The sequence below is a fragment of the Allobosea sp. Root381 genome (assembly GCF_001429395.1).
In the GTDB taxonomy this organism is placed as follows: domain Bacteria; phylum Pseudomonadota; class Alphaproteobacteria; order Rhizobiales; family Beijerinckiaceae; genus Allobosea.
On the sequence record NZ_LMJT01000012.1, the window covers coordinates 218,906 to 233,718 of the forward strand.

The window sequence follows — 14,813 nt, forward strand, 5'->3', positions numbered from 1 at the left end:
CTCGCATGCCCGATAACCCGATTTCCTCCGTCGCCTTCGTCGGGCTTGGCGCCATGGGCGCGCCGATGGCCGAAAACCTGATCAAGCGGCAGTTCCGCGTCACCGGCTTCGACATGCGCGCCGCGGCGCGCGAGGCGCTGGTCGCCGCCGGGGGTAACCAGGCCGAGAGCGCAAAGCAGGCTGCTGCGGGAGCGGATGCGCTGGTGCTGATGGTGGTCAATGCCGCTCAGGCGCGCGCGGTGCTGTTCGAGGCCGGGGCACTCGACGCGTTGGCTCCGGCTGCCAGCGTGATCCTGATGGCGACCTGCCCGCCGGGTGAGGCTGAGGCGATCGCAGCCGAGGTCACCAGATCGGGCCGCCATTTCATCGACGCGCCGGTCTCCGGCGGCGTCAACGGCGCGCGCAACGCGACGCTGACCATCATGGTCGGCGCTCCTTCCGAAAGCGTCGCCCGTGCCAAACCGGTGCTCGATGCGCTCGGCGACAAGGTCTTCCATGTCGGCGAGAAGGCCGGGCAGGGCGCGACGGTGAAGACCGTCAACCAGCTGCTCTGCGGGGTGCACATCGCGGTCGCGGCCGAGGCGCTCTCGCTCGCCGAGAAGGCGGGCATCGACGGCAAGCTGCTGTTCGAGATCATGGGGGGCTCGGCCGCCTCCTCCTGGATGCTCAGGGATCGCGGGCCGCGGATGCACGAGCCAGACCCGGCGGTCGCGAGCGCCGTCGACATCTTCGTCAAGGATCTCGGCATCGTGCTCGATGCCGGCCGCGCCGCGAAGGCCGCCCTGCCGCTGGCGGCGGCGGCTCACCAGATGTTCCTGGCCTCGTCCGGGCTCGGCCATGGCGGGCGCGACGATTCGCAGGTGGTCCGGGCCTATCGCGCCCTCAACGCCAAGCCTGCGAATGATGCCTGAAAGGTGGGCTGCTGCGTCAGAGCCGCGGCGGCGTGGTCGTGCCGCGGACGATGAGCGCCGGCGTCAGCAGCAGGCGGCGGCGCGGGGCGTCGGGCTCGGCGATGCGGCGGATCAGGAACTCAGCCGATTTGCTGCCCATCTCGTCCTGGAAATTCCGGATCGTCGTCAGGGCCGGATACCATTGCGACGCCTCCTGGACGTCGTCGCAGCCGACGATCGAGAAATCGATACCGGCCTCGCGACCGCGATGGCGCAGGCCCAGCATCGCCCCGAAGGCCGAGAGGTCGTTCATGCAGACGGCAGCCGTCGGCGGATCGGCCACGTCGAGCAGGGTCTGGACGCCCTTCGAGCCGTTCTCGCGCGTACCGAAACCAGGATAGACCAGATTCGGATCGACGCCGATTCCGTGCCGGGACAGCGCCTCGCAATAGCCGAGATAGCGGTTGCGCCCGGTCGAGATGTGCTGGCTCGCGCAGATGAAGGCGATGCGCCGGTGGCCGAGCCCGATCAGGTGCTCCATCGCCAGGAGGGTGCCGTGGCGATCGTCGGAGCCGACGAAATCAAGCTCCTCGCTGATTTCGCGGGAGAGCTGGACGATCGGCACGCCGGCGGCGACCAGATGGACGAAGGTCTCGGGCGTGCTGCCGCCGGCAGCGCAGAGGATCATGCCGTCCGGCCGGTATTCCTTGAGCGTGCTGAGCACGCGGTCCTGCCGCTCGAGATCCTCGCCATAGGTGCCGAGCAGGATCGAGCGGCCATTTGCCGTGGTGGTCTCCTCGATCGCGGCGAGAAGCTCGGCGAAATAGGGGTTGGTGATGTCGTGGAAGCCGACGCCGAGGATGTTGGTGCGGTCGGTGCGGAGCGAGGCTGCGCTGCGGTTGTAGCTGTAGCCCATCTCCCGGGCCATCTGCTGGACTCGGGCTCGTGTCGCCTCCGCCACCAGCGGCGAGCCGCGCAGCGCCAGCGAGACGGTCGCGGTCGAGACCGAGAGCCGGTCCGCGATGATCTGCAGCGTGACGCGGCTGCGCCCGGCCGCAACGGCTGGCGGCGGCCTGATCGCAGATTCGGCGCCGCTCGGCCCGCTGGTCATGATGCTCTTCTCCGGGGCCGGCATGCGACCTGGCGACCAGATCCTGGTCAGGCGTTCCATCACATCGATAGGCTGAGTCTCATATAAGCAGGGGAATTTGAAGATGACCGCAACCAAAGAATCGATCGGTTTCATCGGCGTCGGCCTGATGGGGCAGGGCATGGCCCGCAATCTGGTCGACAAGGGCTTTCCGCTCACCGTGATGGGCCATCGCAACCGCAAGCCGGTCGAGGAGCTCGTCGCCGCCGGAGCCAGGGAGGCGAAGACGCCGAAGGAACTGGCCGAGAACGCCACGATCATCTTCCTCTGCGTGACGGGCTCGGCCCAGGTCGAGGCGGTGGTCAACGGCCCGGACGGGATCGTCGCCGGCGCGAAGCCGGGGACGGTGGTGATCGACTGCTCGACCTCGGACCCGACCATAACGGTCCGGATCGCGCAGGAGCTGGAGGCCAAGGGCCTGCACATGGCGGATGCGCCGCTGGGCGGCACGCCGGCGCAGGCGGCGCTCGGCCAGCTCTCTTCCATGGTCGGTGCGGCGCCGGAGGTCTTTGCCCGCATCAGGCCGGCGATCGAGGCCTGGGCGCAGAAGGTCACGTATCTCGGGCCGGTCGGCGACGGTCACAAGATGAAGCTCCTGAACAACTTCCTCTCGATGGGCTATGCCGCGATCTATGCCGAGGCGCTGACCGTTGCGCAGAAGATCGGCATCACGCCCCAGACCTTCGACAGCGTCCTGCGCGGCAGCCGCATGGATTGCGGCTTCTACCAGACCTTCATGCAGTATGTGCTCGAGCGCGACCGGGACGCCCACAAGTTCACGCTGGTGAACGCGCTCAAGGATGTCCGCTATCTCGAGAGCGTCGCCAATGCGGCCGGCGTGCCGAACCCGGTTGGAAACGCCATCAAGAACGCGTTTGCCATGCCCGTGGCGGCCGGCAGGGGTGATGACTACGTGCCGATGCTATCGGACTGGGTGGCGTCGCAGAACGGCATCTCGCTGGATGGGAAGGGCTAGCGTTTCTCAACCGCATTGAAACGTCGATCTCGTCACTGCGGGGAGGCAACGCTGACGCTCCTCGCAATGACGGAAAGCAGGGCTGAAACCGACAAATTGACCAGCATTTCGCGCCGATGGGACGCTGCTCCTGCATCCGGCTTCAATGCGCGCGCTTGCGGGCCCTGCGCCGTTCAAGCCAGTTGAGGATCCGGTTCACGATCCTCGCCATCGGGCGCTGGAGAAAAGGGGCGTCGATCGCCAGGAGCAGCAGCCCGAGCGGCAGCATCCAGAGGCCGAGGATCGGCAGGAACGAGACGACGCCGCCGAGGATGAGCAGCAGCCCCGCGGGCACGCGGATCCAGCGCGAATCCGGATGGCGCAGCCAGCGCAGCAATGCGGCCAGCCGCGGTGGCAACTCGGCATCGAGGCGCCTGAAGGCCTGCCGAAGCTCTTGCTTTCCGGTTTTCATCCCGGTGGATGCTGGCTTGCGACTGCGGCGAGATTGCATCCGTGGCCGAAACTTGGAGAAGAATGCGGGCGGGGGCATGATGATGCCGGCGGCTATCGCATCGGCCCGAAAAGTGGAATGCACTTTCAGACAGAACCGATGCCGAAACAAGGAGATGGATCGAAACCTCGCGTCCGTTAGCGCGCGCGTCGATCCGGGCCGGGGAGGAAAGCGTCATGCGTCGCGGGTTGCTGTACGGATTGCTGGCGGTGTCTCTGCCGCTCCTGTTGCAGTCGATGCCGGCCGCAGCACAATTGGGGGGAACGCCGGGAACCGGACCGCTGACGCCGGATGGGCCCCGGCGCGGCCTCGGTCCGCCTTCGCTTTCGGACAATGTCCCCGATATCAGGTTGCATGCTCCGGGCGGCGGCATCCCAGGCGCCGGGCCGCCGATCGATTATGGCGGCGGCAGCGCGGGGCGGGTGCCGTTTCTGGGAGGCCCGGCCGGGTTCCGCCAGGAATCCGTTCAGGCGGATGGTCGCCATTGCCGCACGCCGCAGCGCATCTGCGTCCTGGCGACCACCGCGCCCGTCGGGACCGGATGCTCATGCCGCCTGCCGCAGCGAGCCCGGGCCCGCGGCCAGGTCGTCCCGTAGCGGCCTTCCCCGGTCTTCCGCGCCCCGATTGCCGGCGCGCGGAAGCTCCCGTTTCCCGTCAGCCCGGCGCAAGGCCACCCTCCGAAGGATGGTCCCGGGCGAGAAGGGCCGAAGGGTATTCGGGGTCATGAAGAGTGGTGGTTGGACTATGGGGGCGCCCAGCGCGCGACGCGGCTCGAGCGATGTGGTCGAGGTGACGGATGGCGTCAACCAAGCGCGGGCCTGGTGTTGCCTCGTCCGCAAGGGCGGGGTCGATGCGCCGGTCATCCCGGCCTGGTGCGACGAAGGCGGCGAGGCCCTCGGTTGGCAGCCGACGCATTGGCGCATCGCCGATCCACTGAGCGGACTGTGCGAGAGGTTCGAAGTCGAGTGACAAGCGCTTTTTCGATTCCGTTGAAACGCTGACCTTGTCATTGCGAGCCCTCGGGGTTTGCCGAAGGCAAGACCGGAGGGCTCGCAATGACGGCATCGGATTTGTGGGCCATGCGCGTTCGGCCGCCTTGAGCGAAGCAGGGCGTCAGGGCGTCGCCAGTTGCCGTTCGATGATGGAGCGAGCGGCGACGAAGGTTTTCGCGGCATGCGGCAGGCTCGCCTGCTGCTGCTCCAGAAGCAGCAGCGCGGTTTCGTAGACCTCGCGGATGTCGGCGGGCTGCAGGACACCCTTCTGCACGAGGCCACGCAGCAGCCCGGCCATCGTCGAGGACGAGACCAGATTGCTGGCGGCCACCGCATCCGCGGCCATCGGCGCGGCACTCATGACGTCGCCTGCTGTGTCGGTTCCGGCACGTCGTAGCCATCGGAGGCATAGCAGCCGATCTTGTTGCGCAGGGTGCGGATGGCGATCCCGAGCAGGTTGGCCGCATGGGTGCGGTTCCCGCCGGTTTCCCGCAGCGTTGCCAGGATCAGTTCTCGTTCGACATCGGCGACGGGTTGGCCGACCAGTTGATCCACGACGGTCGGCCCAGGGGTGAGGTCGTGCATGGTGACTGTCCTTTCCGAGCCCCCCAGGCCCCGTTGGACATTCCTAGGGGGCGCCCGTCATGGTTAATAAATGGTAAAGCCTAGGCGCAGGCGCGGACGTTCGGCCGGCTGATGCAGTCCGAACCATGACGATCAATCGAAGCTCTCGACCTCGTCCTCTTCGTCATCGTAGAGCATCTTGCCGAGCAGGACGTAGCGATTGACCGTGGCCATGGTCACGTCCCGCAAGCATCTCTCGCGTAACTTCAATGCTTCCGCGCGCACGATCGCCCGCAATTCCGGCGGATGGATCGAATAGGCTTCGTTCCAGGACAGCATTCCATTCAGGCTCCTGTCCCAAGCCAGGCAGGATTGCTGAATCCGGGGGAGCGGGCGGGTCTCCTGCGCCGCGGCGGGGACGAGACAACCCAGTAATACTGGACATATCGATAGCGCATGGGAAAGCCGCATCAGCACCCCCGTCGTTGCCCGAGAGGCTATTTAACCCGGCCGCCCCGGGGGCGCCATCGATTTGGGGCGGCGCGAAAGGGAGGCAGCCGCGCGGGCGTCGCAAAGCGCTGCCTTGCCATTGACCGTGATCGGGAAAGCCTGTTGGTGCCCCTGGCCGGGATCGAACCAGCACTCCTTGCGGAACTCGATTTTGAGTCGAGCGCGTCTACCAATTCCGCCACAGGGGCCCCTTGCGGGCCGGCGGACTATAGCGATCGGCCGGGCCCGGTCAATCGGCCGCTATGCCGCGCGAACGTGATTGCGAAGATGGCTGCGGAGGAGCCGGTCCTGCTGTACTTCAGCGTCAGGCCGGCGCCCGGTTCGGGCCGGTTCCTGTCCTGCCGAGGCTCACGCCCATGTTTACGGTCTGCCCATGACGTCGTTCCCCGCCTCCCTGCCGCGAGGCGTCTTCGCGCCGTCGCGCCTGATCCTGCTGATCGGGCTCTGCTGCCTCGCGCTGATCGCAGGGGCCTGGTTCTTCGAGCTCGTCTGGGGCCTGCGGCCCTGCAAGCTCTGCCTCGAGCAGCGCATGCCGCATTATGCCGCGATCGGGCTTGCCGCAGCCGCGGTCCTGCTGGCGCGGTCGGTGAGGCTGCAATGGCTCGTGCTGCTCGGGCTTGCCGGGCTGATGGTCTGGAGCACCGGGCTCGGGGTCTATCACGCCGGCGTCGAATGGGGCTGGTTCGCCGGCCCCAATGATTGCGGCGGCGCGGCAGCACCGGCGGCGGCAGGCGTCCAGGATTTCATGAAGCAGCTCCAGACCACGCGCGTCGTCGCCTGTTCGGAGGCGGCCTGGCGGTTTCTGGGGCTGTCGCTGGCGGGCTGGAACGCGCTGGCGTCGCTGGGACTGCTCGGGCTGGCCGTCGCGGGGCTGGTCAGGCGGCCACGCGGATAGGCTTGCAGCTCACGGCTCCAGCTCGGAATCCCAGTAGAGATAGTCGAGCCAGCTGTCGTGCAGATAGTTCGGCGGGAAGAGCTTGCCGTTGCGGTGCAGGTCGTTGACCGTCGGCGCGTAGGCCTTCTGCAGCGGGAACATGTCGACCACGGCGGGCATCTTGTCGCCCTTGCGCAGGTTGCAGGGCGAGCAGGCCGCGACGACGTTCTCCCAGGTGGTCAGGCCGCCCTTCGAGCGGGGGATGACATGGTCGAAGGTCAGTTCGTCGCGCGTGCCGCAATACTGGCAGGAGAAGCGATCGCGCAGGAAGACGTTGAAGCGCGTGAAGGCGGGCGTGCGGGACGGCTTGATATAGGTCTTCAGCGAGACCACCGAGGGCAGCCGCATGTCGAAGCGCGGGCTGCGCACCACCGTGTCGTATTCGGAGACGATGTTGACGCGGTCCATGAAGACCGCCTTGATCGCGTCCTGCCAGCTCCAGAGCGAAAGCGGATAATAGCTGAGCGGCCGAAAATCGGCATTGAGCACCAGCGCCGGACAACCGTCCGGGGACGCCATTGGATGCATCACATGCGCAGTCACCCCTATCGCGCCTCCGCTGCCTAAGCCGGCGAATCCGGTAACTCCTCAATGTAGGCCCGAGACGACAGGATTGTGAAGGGGATGCGGCGTAGCCTTGACGATTCTGCGCGGCAAGCCACGCGGCGGCGAGCCGCCACGTGTCCGCGCACGCGATGCAAGGGGGAGTTGGGTCGTCCGTCCCGGCTCAGCGGGTCGGGACCGGCTTCTCGCCGCGATAATCGTAGAAGCCGCGCTTGGTCTTGCGGCCGAGCCAGCCGGCCTCGACATATTTCACCAGCAGCGGGCAGGGGCGATACTTCGAATCCGCCAGCCCGTCATGGAGCACCTGCATCACCGAGAGGCAGGTGTCGAGGCCGATGAAGTCGGCGAGCTGGAGCGGGCCCATCGGGTGGTTGGCGCCGAGCTTCATGGCCGTGTCGATCGCCTCGACCGAGCCGACGCCCTCATAGAGCGTGTAGACCGCTTCGTTGATCATCGGCAGCAGGATGCGGTTGACGATGAAGGCCGGGAAATCCTCCGAGACCGAGACCGTCTTGTGCAGCTTGCCGACGAAATCCTTGGCGAGCTCGAAGGTCGTGTCGTCGGTGGCGATGCCGCGGATCAGCTCGACGAGCTGCATCAGCGGCACCGGGTTCATGAAATGGATGCCGATGAAGTGCTCGGGCCGGTCGGTCGCGGCGGCAAGCCGCGTGATCGAGATCGAGGAGGTGTTGGAGGCGAGGATCGCGTCCGGCTTGATGTGCTCGCAGGCCGCGTTGAAGATCTTGCGCTTGATCTCCTCGTTCTCGGTCGCGGCCTCGATGACGAGGTCGCAATCGGCGAGGCCCGAAAGGCTCGGGGCAGGTGTGATCTTCGCCATGGCGTCGCGGCGGACCTCGTCGCCGATGGCGCCCTTGGCGACCTGGCGCGCCATGTTGCCGTCGATGGTGGCAAGCGCCGCCTTGATGCGATCCTCGGCGAGGTCATGCAGCCTGACGTCGAAACCGGCCACGGCCGCCACATGGGCGATGCCGTTGCCCATCTGACCCGCGCCGATGATGCCGATCGTCCTGATCGCCTGAGCCGACATGGTCTGTTCCATCTCCGGTATCACCGCTTCGCCTGCCGAAGCGATGCGGGCCGCCAGTGCGGCAGCCCGGTTGTCGTTGCGGGGTCGTCGTCGACGGCCGCCTACTTGCCGATCTTGGCGAGTTCGGCGTCGAGCTCGGGCAGGATGGCGAAGAGATCGCCGACCAGGCCGTAATCGGCGACCTGGAAGATCGGCGCCTCCTCGTCCTTGTTGATCGCGACGATGACCTTCGAGTCCTTCATGCCGGCGAGATGCTGGATCGCGCCGGAGATGCCAACCGCGATATAGAGCTCCGGCGCCACGACCTTGCCGGTCTGGCCGACCTGCCAGTCGTTCGGCGCGTAGCCGGCATCGACCGCGGCGCGCGAGGCGCCCATGGCGGCGCCGAGACGGTCGGCGACGGGCTCGATCACCTTGGCGAAGTTCTCCGAGGAGGCCAGTGCGCGGCCACCCGAGATGATGATCTTGGCGGAAGCCAGCTCCGGACGATCGGACTTGGCGACCTCCTCGCCCTTGAAGGACGAGGTGCCGGGGTCCTGCGCCGCCGCGACGCTCTCGATCGGGGCCGAGGCGCTGCCGTCGGCGGTCGCCTGGAAGGAGGCGCCGCGCACGGTCAGGACCTTCTTGGCGTCGGTCGCCTGGACGGTCTGAATGGCGTTGCCGGCATAGATCGGGCGCTCGAAGGTGTCGGGCGAGACCACTTTGGTGATCTCCGATACCTGCATCACGTCGAGCAGGGCGGCGACGCGCGGCATCACGTTCTTGCCGGTCGTGGTGCCGGGCGCGACGAGCGCGTCATAGGCGCCGGCGAGCGAGACGATCAGGGCTGCCAGCGGCTCGGCCAGGCGATGCTCGTAAGCTCCATCCTCGGCATGCAGCACCTTCTCGACGCCGTCGAGCCTGGCGGCGGCCTCGGCCACGGCCTTGGCATTGTAGCCGGCAACGAGGACATGCACGGGCGCGCCGAGTTCCTTGGCGGCGGTCAGGGCCTTGCGGGTCGCCTCGTTGAGGCTCTTGTTGTCGTGCTTGGCGAGCAGCAGCGTCGTCATGATCTTAGAGAACTCCCGCTTCGTTCTTCAGCTTCGAGACCAGCTCGGCGACCGAGCCGACCTTGACACCGGCGGAGCGGCCGGCGGGCTCGACGGTCTTCAGCACCTTGAGGCGGGGCGCGATATCGACGCCGAGGGTCTCGGCCGTGGTCTCGTCGAGCGGCTTCTTCTTGGCTTTCATGATGTTCGGCAGCGAGGCGTAGCGCGGCTCGTTCAGGCGCAGATCGGTGGTGACGATCGCGGGCAGCTTGAGGCCGACGGTCTGCAGGCCGCCATCGACCTCGCGGGTGACGTCGACAGAGCCATCGCCGATCACGACCTTCGAGGCGAAGGTGCCCTGCGGCCAGTTGAGCAGCGCCGCCAGCATCTGGCCGGTCTGGTTCGAATCGTCGTCGATCGCCTGCTTGCCGAGGATGACGAGCTCAGGGGCCTCCTGCTCGACGACCTTCTTCAGGAGCTTTGCGACCGCAAGCGGCTCGACCGTGCCCTCGACCTTGACCAGGATGCCGCGGTCGGCGCCCATGGCGAGGCCGGTGCGGATGGTCTCGGCGGCCTGGGCCGGGCCGATCGAGACGACGACGACCTCGGTCGCCTTGCCGGCTTCCTTGAGGCGCAGCGCCTCCTCGACGGCGATCTCGTCGAAGGGGTTCATCGACATCTTGACGTTGGCCAGCTCCACCCCCGTCCCGTCACCCTTCACCCGGATCTTCACGTTGTAGTCGACGACCCGCTTCACGGGCACAAGGATCTTCATCGTCATCATCACCGTTCAGAAAGAGGCTGTCGCGGCCATTGCTGCCGATGGCAGGCTGGCGGCATCGCGGCTCTCGGCTGGAATGCGGTGGGACCTAACGACGCCCGTTTGCGCTTGTCAACGCCGTGGATCGCCCGGTGACGATGCCCTAACCGCGGCTGGATTGTCGTGCGTCCTATCGGATGCGAGGTGGCGATCCAGCTTTTTACTTCGGCATCGGACTTGACCGAAAAAGTCGAGTCCACTTTTTGGTCCGATGCTCTATCGCGCCTGCGCCGTGCGGCCAAACAGCGCGACGCCGCGATGGATGAAGAGCGGCGTCAGCACAGCGCCGGTGACGAGCCCGCCGAGATGCGCCCACCAGCCGACATGACCCGCCGGATCGAGCAGCGCCTGGACGAGCTGGAACAGGATCCAGGCCGCGATGGCATAGAGCGCGGTGATATGCAGCGGGATCCAGTTGAAGGCGAGGCCCCAGATCCGGACGCGCGGATAGAGCATCAGATAGGAGGCGATGACGCCGGAGATCGCGCCCGAGGCGCCGATCAGCGGCTGGTCCGAGCCCGGGTTCATCAGCGCATGCGCCAGCGAGCCGCCGAGCCCGCAGAGGAAGAAGAACAGCAGGAAGCGCAGATGGCCCATCGCGTCCTCGACATTGTCACCGAAGACCCAGAGGAAGAGCATGTTGCCGGCGAGATGGGCGAGGCTCGCATGCAGCAGGATGTTGCTCATCAGCGTGAGCCAGGGCGGGGCCTGCAGCAGTTCGGCTGGGAGCTGGGCTGCGCCGAAGAACACGGACGGGATGAAGCCGAAGCCCGCGGCGATCGCGATCTGGCCCTCTTCGTCCTGACGCAAGGTCACGAGCAGATAGAGCGCGATGCACGCCGCGATGAGGCCGTAGGTGACGTAGGGCGCGCGCATGAAACGAAGCGGGACGCCATCGTGAAGGGGGATGAACACGTTTCGTCCTAGCGGTTCTGGCCGGGAACCCAGAGCACGTCGCCGCCGGCCCTGGCGTTGAGGAAGCGCGAGGCCACGAAGAGGAAGTCCGAGAGGCGGTTGATGTATTTCAGCGCCGCGGTTGAAACCTGCTCGTCCGGTAGCTGGGCGAGCTCGGCCATCAGCCGCTCGGCCCTACGGCTCACCGTGCGCGCGAGGTGGAGATGCGTGGCTGCCGGCGTCCCGCCCGGCAGCACGAAGGAGCGCAGGGGTGCAAGCTCGGCGTTGAGTTCGTCGATCTCGCTCTCGAGGCGGTCGACCTGGGCCTGGACGATGCGCAGCGGCTCATAGCCGAGCGGCTTGCCGGTCTCGGGCGTGGATAGATCGGCGCCGAGATCGAACAGATCGTTGCTGATGCGGCCGAGCATGGCGTCGACGCCGGCATCCTCGCTCGCGGCATGGAGCCTCGCGATGCCGACGCAGGCATTGGTCTCGTCGACGGTGCCATAGGCCACGACGCGCAGGTCGAATTTCGGCCGGCGCGGGCCGGCTGCGAGCCCGGTCGTACCGTCGTCGCCGGTACGCGTGTAGATTCGGTTGAGCTTGACCATACCGCGTTATAGCGCGGCCAGTGCCGGACGGAAGCGGATCGTGGTCCGGCGTTAAGAGGGGTCGGACGAACCGTCAGAAGCTGTAGCCGAGGCGGGCGCCGAAATTGGCGGGGCCGCGCGGCTGGTCGCGGTCCGAGCAGCCGGTGGTGCTGAAATGCTCCAGCGTCGCGACGAGGCTCCAGCGGTCGTTGAGGCGCACGCCGAGCGCGGCGGCCTCGCGCGTGCCGGCGTTGCAGCCGACCTTCAGCCGATTCTCGGGGATGACGGAGCCGGTCTTGCCGTCGTTGAGCGCGGCGCCCAGGCTCGCCTCTACGAACACCTTGTCGGTCAGGTCCACCGTCCAGGTCGCGCCGGCATAGGCGTAGCGCGTGCCGTTGAAATTTGCGCTGGCGCCGAGATGGAAGCGTGGGACGAAGGCGTTGGCGAAGCGGTCCGGCAGGGTGAAGGGGCGTGGCGACAGCACCTCGCCGCCGACATTGAGCAGGCCGCCCTCGCGTCCGCCGGGATTGGCGACACCGGCCCCGATTCGGGCTTCCCAGGGGAGGCTGGTCGAGGGCGTGGTCGTCGGCGCGTAGCTCGAGGCTCCGGCCGGAAGATCCTGGGCCTGCGCCGCCTGAGGCGAGGCTGCCAGAAAACCTGCGAGGAGCAGCAACGCGACGCGACCCATGGGTGACTTGTACTTCTTGCCGGAACGATGATGCCCAGAAAGCACAGAAGCTCGTGTCGGGAATAGGGCAGGATTGTGCGGAACGGCCGATCGTTGCGGCGGCAAGGGAAAATTTAACCTTTCTATACAGGGGTTTGCAGAAAGCTGTGGGTTTCTCGAGGCCGGAGCCGAGCAGATCTGTTGCGCGCGCTCTGCGGAGGAGGCCTCAGCCGCTGCGCCACCACAGCACCAGCAGGATCGCGATGATCGCCACGAACTGCAGGATCACGCGCAGGCGCATCAGCTTCTGCGAGGTGTCGGCACTGCCGCCGCGCAGCATGTTCGCTAACCCCAGCAGCAGGACGACGGCGACGGCACCGACCGCGATGGAAACAAGGGAGCCTGGCAATGTCATGCGACAGCCCATAATGCGCCGCCCACGGCTTGGCCAGTGGGCTGACCGGGCCAGAGCGCCGCAGGCCCAGATCATCGGACCGAATATGATATTCGGTCCGATGATCTGGGCGTTTGATCTTGCATCGGCTTTTTCCGAAAACCGCATCCCACTTTTCGGACCGATGCTTTGGAGCTTCAGCGGTAGCGCCGCTGAACGATGAGATGGGCCGCGACCGTCAGCAGGATCGTCGCGGTCATCAGGATGAAGGCGATCGCACCGCCGAAGGGCCAGTTGTTCTGCTGGGCGAACTGGCCGTAGACCAGCGGGCCCATGGTCTGGAATTTCGGGCCGCCGAGCAGCACCGGCGTCGCATAGGCGTTCATCGCCAGGATGAAGGTCAGGATCGTGCCGGCCAGGACGCCGGGCAGGGCAAGGGGCCAGAGCACGCGGCGGAACATCGCGGAAGGTCCTGCGCCGAGGCTGAAGGCGGCTTCCTCGACATTGCGCGGAATGCCCTCGATCACGCTCTGCAGCGTCAGCACCATGAAGGGCAGATTGACGGCGATGATGCCGATCACCACCGCGGTCTCGGTGAACATGATCTCGAGCGGCTGGTCGATCAGGCCGATGCCCATCAGCGAGGCGTTGAGGGCGCCCTTGCTGCCGAAGGCGGTCATCCAGCCGGCGGCGCGCACCGCATTGCCGACGAAGAGCGGCAGGATCACCGAGATGATCAGCAGGTTCTTGAAGCGGCTCTGGGTCCGGGCGAGCACATAGGCCAGCGGAAAGCCCATGATCAGGCAGACGATCGTGCAGACCACGGCGACGCGCACCGTGCGCAGCAGCACGTTGAGATAATAGGCGTCGGTGAAGAACTTGACATAGTTCTCGATCGTCAGCCCGTCGACCATGAACTGGCCGGGAATGAACTGGTTCAGCGAGTATCGGAACAGGATCGCGATCGGGCCGAGCAGCCCGAGTGCGACGAAGAGCGTCGCCGGCACGACGAGCAGGCCGGCGAGGCCGGTGCGGGCTCCGGCGACGGGTTCGGGGGCGGTGCTCATGCCGCAGTTCCTTCGCAGGCCGTGCCTGCATGGTTCGCCCGTTCGCCGGCGCGAGCCGAAGGGCCCGGCTTTCGAGAACCGGAGCGCAGCGGACCGATGTCCGTGAGCACCGGAAGCGCAGAAAGCCGGGTCATGCGGCCGCGATGGTAGGACGGGCGGGCCATGTCAGGACTTGAAGACCTTGTCCCACCATTCCTTCATGGCGTTGTCGTTCTTGGCGAGGAAGCCGTAGTCGAGGTCCTTGAGGCGCTTCTCCTCCTCGGGGGTGAAGCCGATGCGCTTCTGCAGCGCCGGATCGACGTTGAGGCCGGTGACGGTGCCGTTATAGCCCATATCGACCGCGAAGGCCTCCTGCGGCGCCTTCTCGAGCATGGCGTTCATATAGGCGTAGGCGTTGTCCTTGTTCGGCGCGTTCTTCTGGATGACGAAGCCGGAGACATAGGCCGGGATGCCCTCGACCGGCGAGACCGCCTCGCAGGGGATGCCGGCATTCTGCCACTGGACGACGCGCGCCTTCCAGATCGCGCTGATCCCGACTTCCTCGTTCTTCATCGCCTGGGCGAAGGCCTCGTTGGTCGGGTAGATGCGGGCGCCCGCCTTCTTCACGGCCATCAGGACTTCCTTGGCCTTGTCGAGGTCGTTCATGCTGGCGCCGTTGGTGCCGGCGAGCGAGGCGGCGATCATGATCGACTGGTACTGGATGTCGATGAAGCCGATCTTGTTGCCGTGCTTCGGGTCGAGCCAGTCCTTGAAGCCGGTCGGGGCGGGGCTGATGATCTTCGGGTTGTAGATCACCACGTTGCCCGAATAGATGTGCCCGACGCCGTAGGGATACTTCATCGTCGGCAGCAGGTTCTTGGCGTTCGGGATCTTCGCGTAGTCGATCGTCTCGACGACGCCGGCCTCGTTCATCTCGTACATGTTGGCGGCGGAGAGGCCCTGGATGTCGACCGTGCCGCGCGGCAGGCGGCGTTCGGCGACCATCTTGGCGCGGCGCGGCGCGTCGCCGGCCTGGTCCTGCACCACCTCCATGCCCTTCGGCTTGAGGATCGGGTCCTCGATGTTCTTGGTCAGCAGGCGGGCATAGTCGCCGCCCCAGGTGCCGACCACGACCCGGCCGCCGGACTGGGCGAAGGCCGGTGTACCAAGCGTGGCGGCGAGCGCCGTGGCGCCCGCACCCTTGAGCAGATCGCGTCTGTCGAATTTCGTCATGATGGCAACTCCCCTCTTTTTTG

18 protein-coding genes, 1 tRNA gene and 1 pseudogene are annotated in these 14,813 nt (G+C 66.5%); 4 read left to right on the plus strand and 16 right to left on the minus strand.

Annotated elements, in window-relative coordinates; all coding sequences use genetic code 11:
* Positions 1-5 precede the first annotated feature (5 nt).
* Complete coding sequence (locus ASE63_RS12490) at positions 6-911, plus strand: NAD(P)-dependent oxidoreductase (protein WP_056801396.1); 906 nt, start codon at positions 6-8, stop codon at positions 909-911.
* Between the two features lie 16 nt (positions 912-927).
* On the opposite strand, the gene ASE63_RS12495 is transcribed toward ASE63_RS12490, so the two are convergent.
* The gene (locus ASE63_RS12495) at positions 928-2,001 is read right to left on the minus strand and encodes a LacI family DNA-binding transcriptional regulator (protein ID WP_082609913.1); all 1,074 of its coding nucleotides are present in this window, start codon (positions 1,999-2,001) and stop codon (positions 928-930) included.
* 103 nt (positions 2,002-2,104) lie between these two features.
* On the opposite strand from ASE63_RS12495, the gene ASE63_RS12500 reads away from it, so the two are divergent.
* Entirely contained in the window at positions 2,105-3,016 is a 912-nt protein-coding gene (locus ASE63_RS12500) for an NAD(P)-dependent oxidoreductase (protein WP_056801757.1), read from the plus strand.
* 142 nt (positions 3,017-3,158) lie between these two features.
* Here ASE63_RS12500 and ASE63_RS12505 read toward each other — a convergent pair whose 3' ends face one another.
* Positions 3,159-3,617, minus strand: coding sequence for a hypothetical protein (locus ASE63_RS12505; protein WP_348271353.1), 459 nt, complete (start codon positions 3,615-3,617; stop codon positions 3,159-3,161).
* Positions 3,618-4,250: 633 nt separating this feature from the next.
* Here ASE63_RS12505 and ASE63_RS12510 point away from each other — a divergent pair.
* On the plus strand, positions 4,251-4,475 hold the full coding sequence (locus tag ASE63_RS12510) for a hypothetical protein (RefSeq protein WP_056801400.1): 225 nt from the start codon (positions 4,251-4,253) through the stop codon (positions 4,473-4,475).
* A 144-nt stretch (positions 4,476-4,619) separates the two neighbouring features.
* Here the strand turns inward: ASE63_RS12510 and ASE63_RS12515 are convergent, their stop codons facing one another.
* From ASE63_RS12515 to ASE63_RS12530, 4 genes and pseudogenes are all read right to left on the minus strand, one after another.
* A complete protein-coding gene (locus ASE63_RS12515; protein WP_156410321.1) occupies positions 4,620-4,844 on the minus strand; it encodes a hypothetical protein in 225 nt (74 codons plus the stop codon).
* An 11-nt stretch (positions 4,845-4,855) separates the two neighbouring features.
* A pseudogene (locus ASE63_RS12520) lies at positions 4,856-5,044 on the minus strand (helix-turn-helix domain-containing protein); the annotation flags it as partial.
* 171 nt (positions 5,045-5,215) lie between these two features.
* Complete coding sequence (locus tag ASE63_RS12525; protein ID WP_056801408.1) at positions 5,216-5,401, minus strand: hypothetical protein; 186 nt, start codon at positions 5,399-5,401, stop codon at positions 5,216-5,218.
* A 274-nt stretch (positions 5,402-5,675) separates the two neighbouring features.
* A tRNA-Leu gene (locus ASE63_RS12530) sits at positions 5,676-5,760 on the minus strand.
* A 185-nt stretch (positions 5,761-5,945) separates the two neighbouring features.
* Here ASE63_RS12530 and ASE63_RS12535 point away from each other — a divergent pair.
* Entirely contained in the window at positions 5,946-6,467 is a 522-nt protein-coding gene (locus tag ASE63_RS12535) for a disulfide bond formation protein B (RefSeq protein ID WP_056801410.1), read from the plus strand.
* Between the two features lie 9 nt (positions 6,468-6,476).
* On the opposite strand, the gene ASE63_RS12540 is transcribed toward ASE63_RS12535, so the two are convergent.
* The 10 genes from ASE63_RS12540 to ASE63_RS27230 all read right to left on the minus strand — a co-directional run bounded on the left by ASE63_RS12540 (position 6,477) and on the right by ASE63_RS27230 (position 14,790).
* The gene (locus tag ASE63_RS12540; protein ID WP_056801759.1) at positions 6,477-7,034 is read right to left on the minus strand and encodes an HNH endonuclease; all 558 of its coding nucleotides are present in this window, start codon (positions 7,032-7,034) and stop codon (positions 6,477-6,479) included.
* A 199-nt stretch (positions 7,035-7,233) separates the two neighbouring features.
* Positions 7,234-8,130 (minus strand): 3-hydroxybutyryl-CoA dehydrogenase, encoded by an 897-nt coding sequence (locus ASE63_RS12545; RefSeq protein WP_082609882.1) that lies wholly within the window; start codon positions 8,128-8,130, stop codon positions 7,234-7,236.
* 89 nt (positions 8,131-8,219) lie between these two features.
* Entirely contained in the window at positions 8,220-9,167 is a 948-nt protein-coding gene (locus tag ASE63_RS12550; RefSeq protein WP_056801412.1) for an electron transfer flavoprotein subunit alpha/FixB family protein, read from the minus strand.
* A gap of 4 nt (positions 9,168-9,171) precedes the next feature.
* The gene (locus tag ASE63_RS12555; RefSeq protein ID WP_056801764.1) at positions 9,172-9,921 is read right to left on the minus strand and encodes an electron transfer flavoprotein subunit beta/FixA family protein; all 750 of its coding nucleotides are present in this window, start codon (positions 9,919-9,921) and stop codon (positions 9,172-9,174) included.
* A gap of 261 nt (positions 9,922-10,182) precedes the next feature.
* Complete coding sequence (locus tag ASE63_RS12560) at positions 10,183-10,881, minus strand: rhomboid family intramembrane serine protease (protein ID WP_056801414.1); 699 nt, start codon at positions 10,879-10,881, stop codon at positions 10,183-10,185.
* Between the two features lie 8 nt (positions 10,882-10,889).
* Positions 10,890-11,471: a cob(I)yrinic acid a,c-diamide adenosyltransferase gene (locus tag ASE63_RS12565; protein ID WP_056801416.1), complete on the minus strand. Its 582-nt coding sequence runs from the start codon at positions 11,469-11,471 to the stop codon at positions 10,890-10,892.
* Between the two features lie 73 nt (positions 11,472-11,544).
* On the minus strand, positions 11,545-12,138 hold the full coding sequence (locus ASE63_RS12570) for an acyloxyacyl hydrolase (protein WP_056801418.1): 594 nt from the start codon (positions 12,136-12,138) through the stop codon (positions 11,545-11,547).
* Between the two features lie 205 nt (positions 12,139-12,343).
* The gene (locus ASE63_RS12575; protein ID WP_056801420.1) at positions 12,344-12,532 is read right to left on the minus strand and encodes a twin transmembrane helix small protein; all 189 of its coding nucleotides are present in this window, start codon (positions 12,530-12,532) and stop codon (positions 12,344-12,346) included.
* 176 nt (positions 12,533-12,708) lie between these two features.
* Positions 12,709-13,578, minus strand: coding sequence for an ABC transporter permease (locus ASE63_RS12580; RefSeq protein WP_056801422.1), 870 nt, complete (start codon positions 13,576-13,578; stop codon positions 12,709-12,711).
* 165 nt (positions 13,579-13,743) lie between these two features.
* Positions 13,744-14,790, minus strand: coding sequence for an extracellular solute-binding protein (locus ASE63_RS27230; RefSeq protein ID WP_056801424.1), 1,047 nt, complete (start codon positions 14,788-14,790; stop codon positions 13,744-13,746).
* Positions 14,791-14,813 lie beyond the last annotated feature (23 nt).

Excerpts from the sequence above, each read along its gene's own strand:
- ASE63_RS12490 (WP_056801396.1), top strand. The coding sequence starts at position 6 with ATGCCCGATAACCCGATTTCCTCCGTCGCCTTCGTCGGGCTTGGCGCC.
- ASE63_RS12540 (WP_056801759.1), bottom strand. The coding sequence starts at position 7,034 with ATGCATCCAATGGCGTCCCCGGACGGTTGTCCGGCGCTGGTGCTCAAT.
- ASE63_RS12575 (WP_056801420.1), bottom strand. The coding sequence starts at position 12,532 with ATGACATTGCCAGGCTCCCTTGTTTCCATCGCGGTCGGTGCCGTCGCC.
- ASE63_RS12545 (WP_082609882.1), bottom strand. The coding sequence starts at position 8,130 with ATGGAACAGACCATGTCGGCTCAGGCGATCAGGACGATCGGCATCATC.
- ASE63_RS12535 (WP_056801410.1), top strand. The coding sequence starts at position 5,946 with ATGACGTCGTTCCCCGCCTCCCTGCCGCGAGGCGTCTTCGCGCCGTCG.
- ASE63_RS12495 (WP_082609913.1), bottom strand. The coding sequence starts at position 2,001 with ATGACCAGCGGGCCGAGCGGCGCCGAATCTGCGATCAGGCCGCCGCCA.
- ASE63_RS12555 (WP_056801764.1), bottom strand. The coding sequence starts at position 9,921 with ATGAAGATCCTTGTGCCCGTGAAGCGGGTCGTCGACTACAACGTGAAG.
- ASE63_RS27230 (WP_056801424.1), bottom strand. The coding sequence starts at position 14,790 with ATGACGAAATTCGACAGACGCGATCTGCTCAAGGGTGCGGGCGCCACG.
- ASE63_RS12570 (WP_056801418.1), bottom strand. The coding sequence starts at position 12,138 with ATGGGTCGCGTCGCGTTGCTGCTCCTCGCAGGTTTTCTGGCAGCCTCG.
- ASE63_RS12550 (WP_056801412.1), bottom strand. The coding sequence starts at position 9,167 with ATGACGACGCTGCTGCTCGCCAAGCACGACAACAAGAGCCTCAACGAG.
- ASE63_RS12580 (WP_056801422.1), bottom strand. The coding sequence starts at position 13,578 with ATGAGCACCGCCCCCGAACCCGTCGCCGGAGCCCGCACCGGCCTCGCC.
- ASE63_RS12500 (WP_056801757.1), top strand. The coding sequence starts at position 2,105 with ATGACCGCAACCAAAGAATCGATCGGTTTCATCGGCGTCGGCCTGATG.
- ASE63_RS12515 (WP_156410321.1), bottom strand. The coding sequence starts at position 4,844 with ATGGCCGCGGATGCGGTGGCCGCCAGCAATCTGGTCTCGTCCTCGACG.
- ASE63_RS12565 (WP_056801416.1), bottom strand. The coding sequence starts at position 11,471 with ATGGTCAAGCTCAACCGAATCTACACGCGTACCGGCGACGACGGTACG.
- ASE63_RS12510 (WP_056801400.1), top strand. The coding sequence starts at position 4,251 with ATGGGGGCGCCCAGCGCGCGACGCGGCTCGAGCGATGTGGTCGAGGTG.
- ASE63_RS12525 (WP_056801408.1), bottom strand. The coding sequence starts at position 5,401 with ATGCTGTCCTGGAACGAAGCCTATTCGATCCATCCGCCGGAATTGCGG.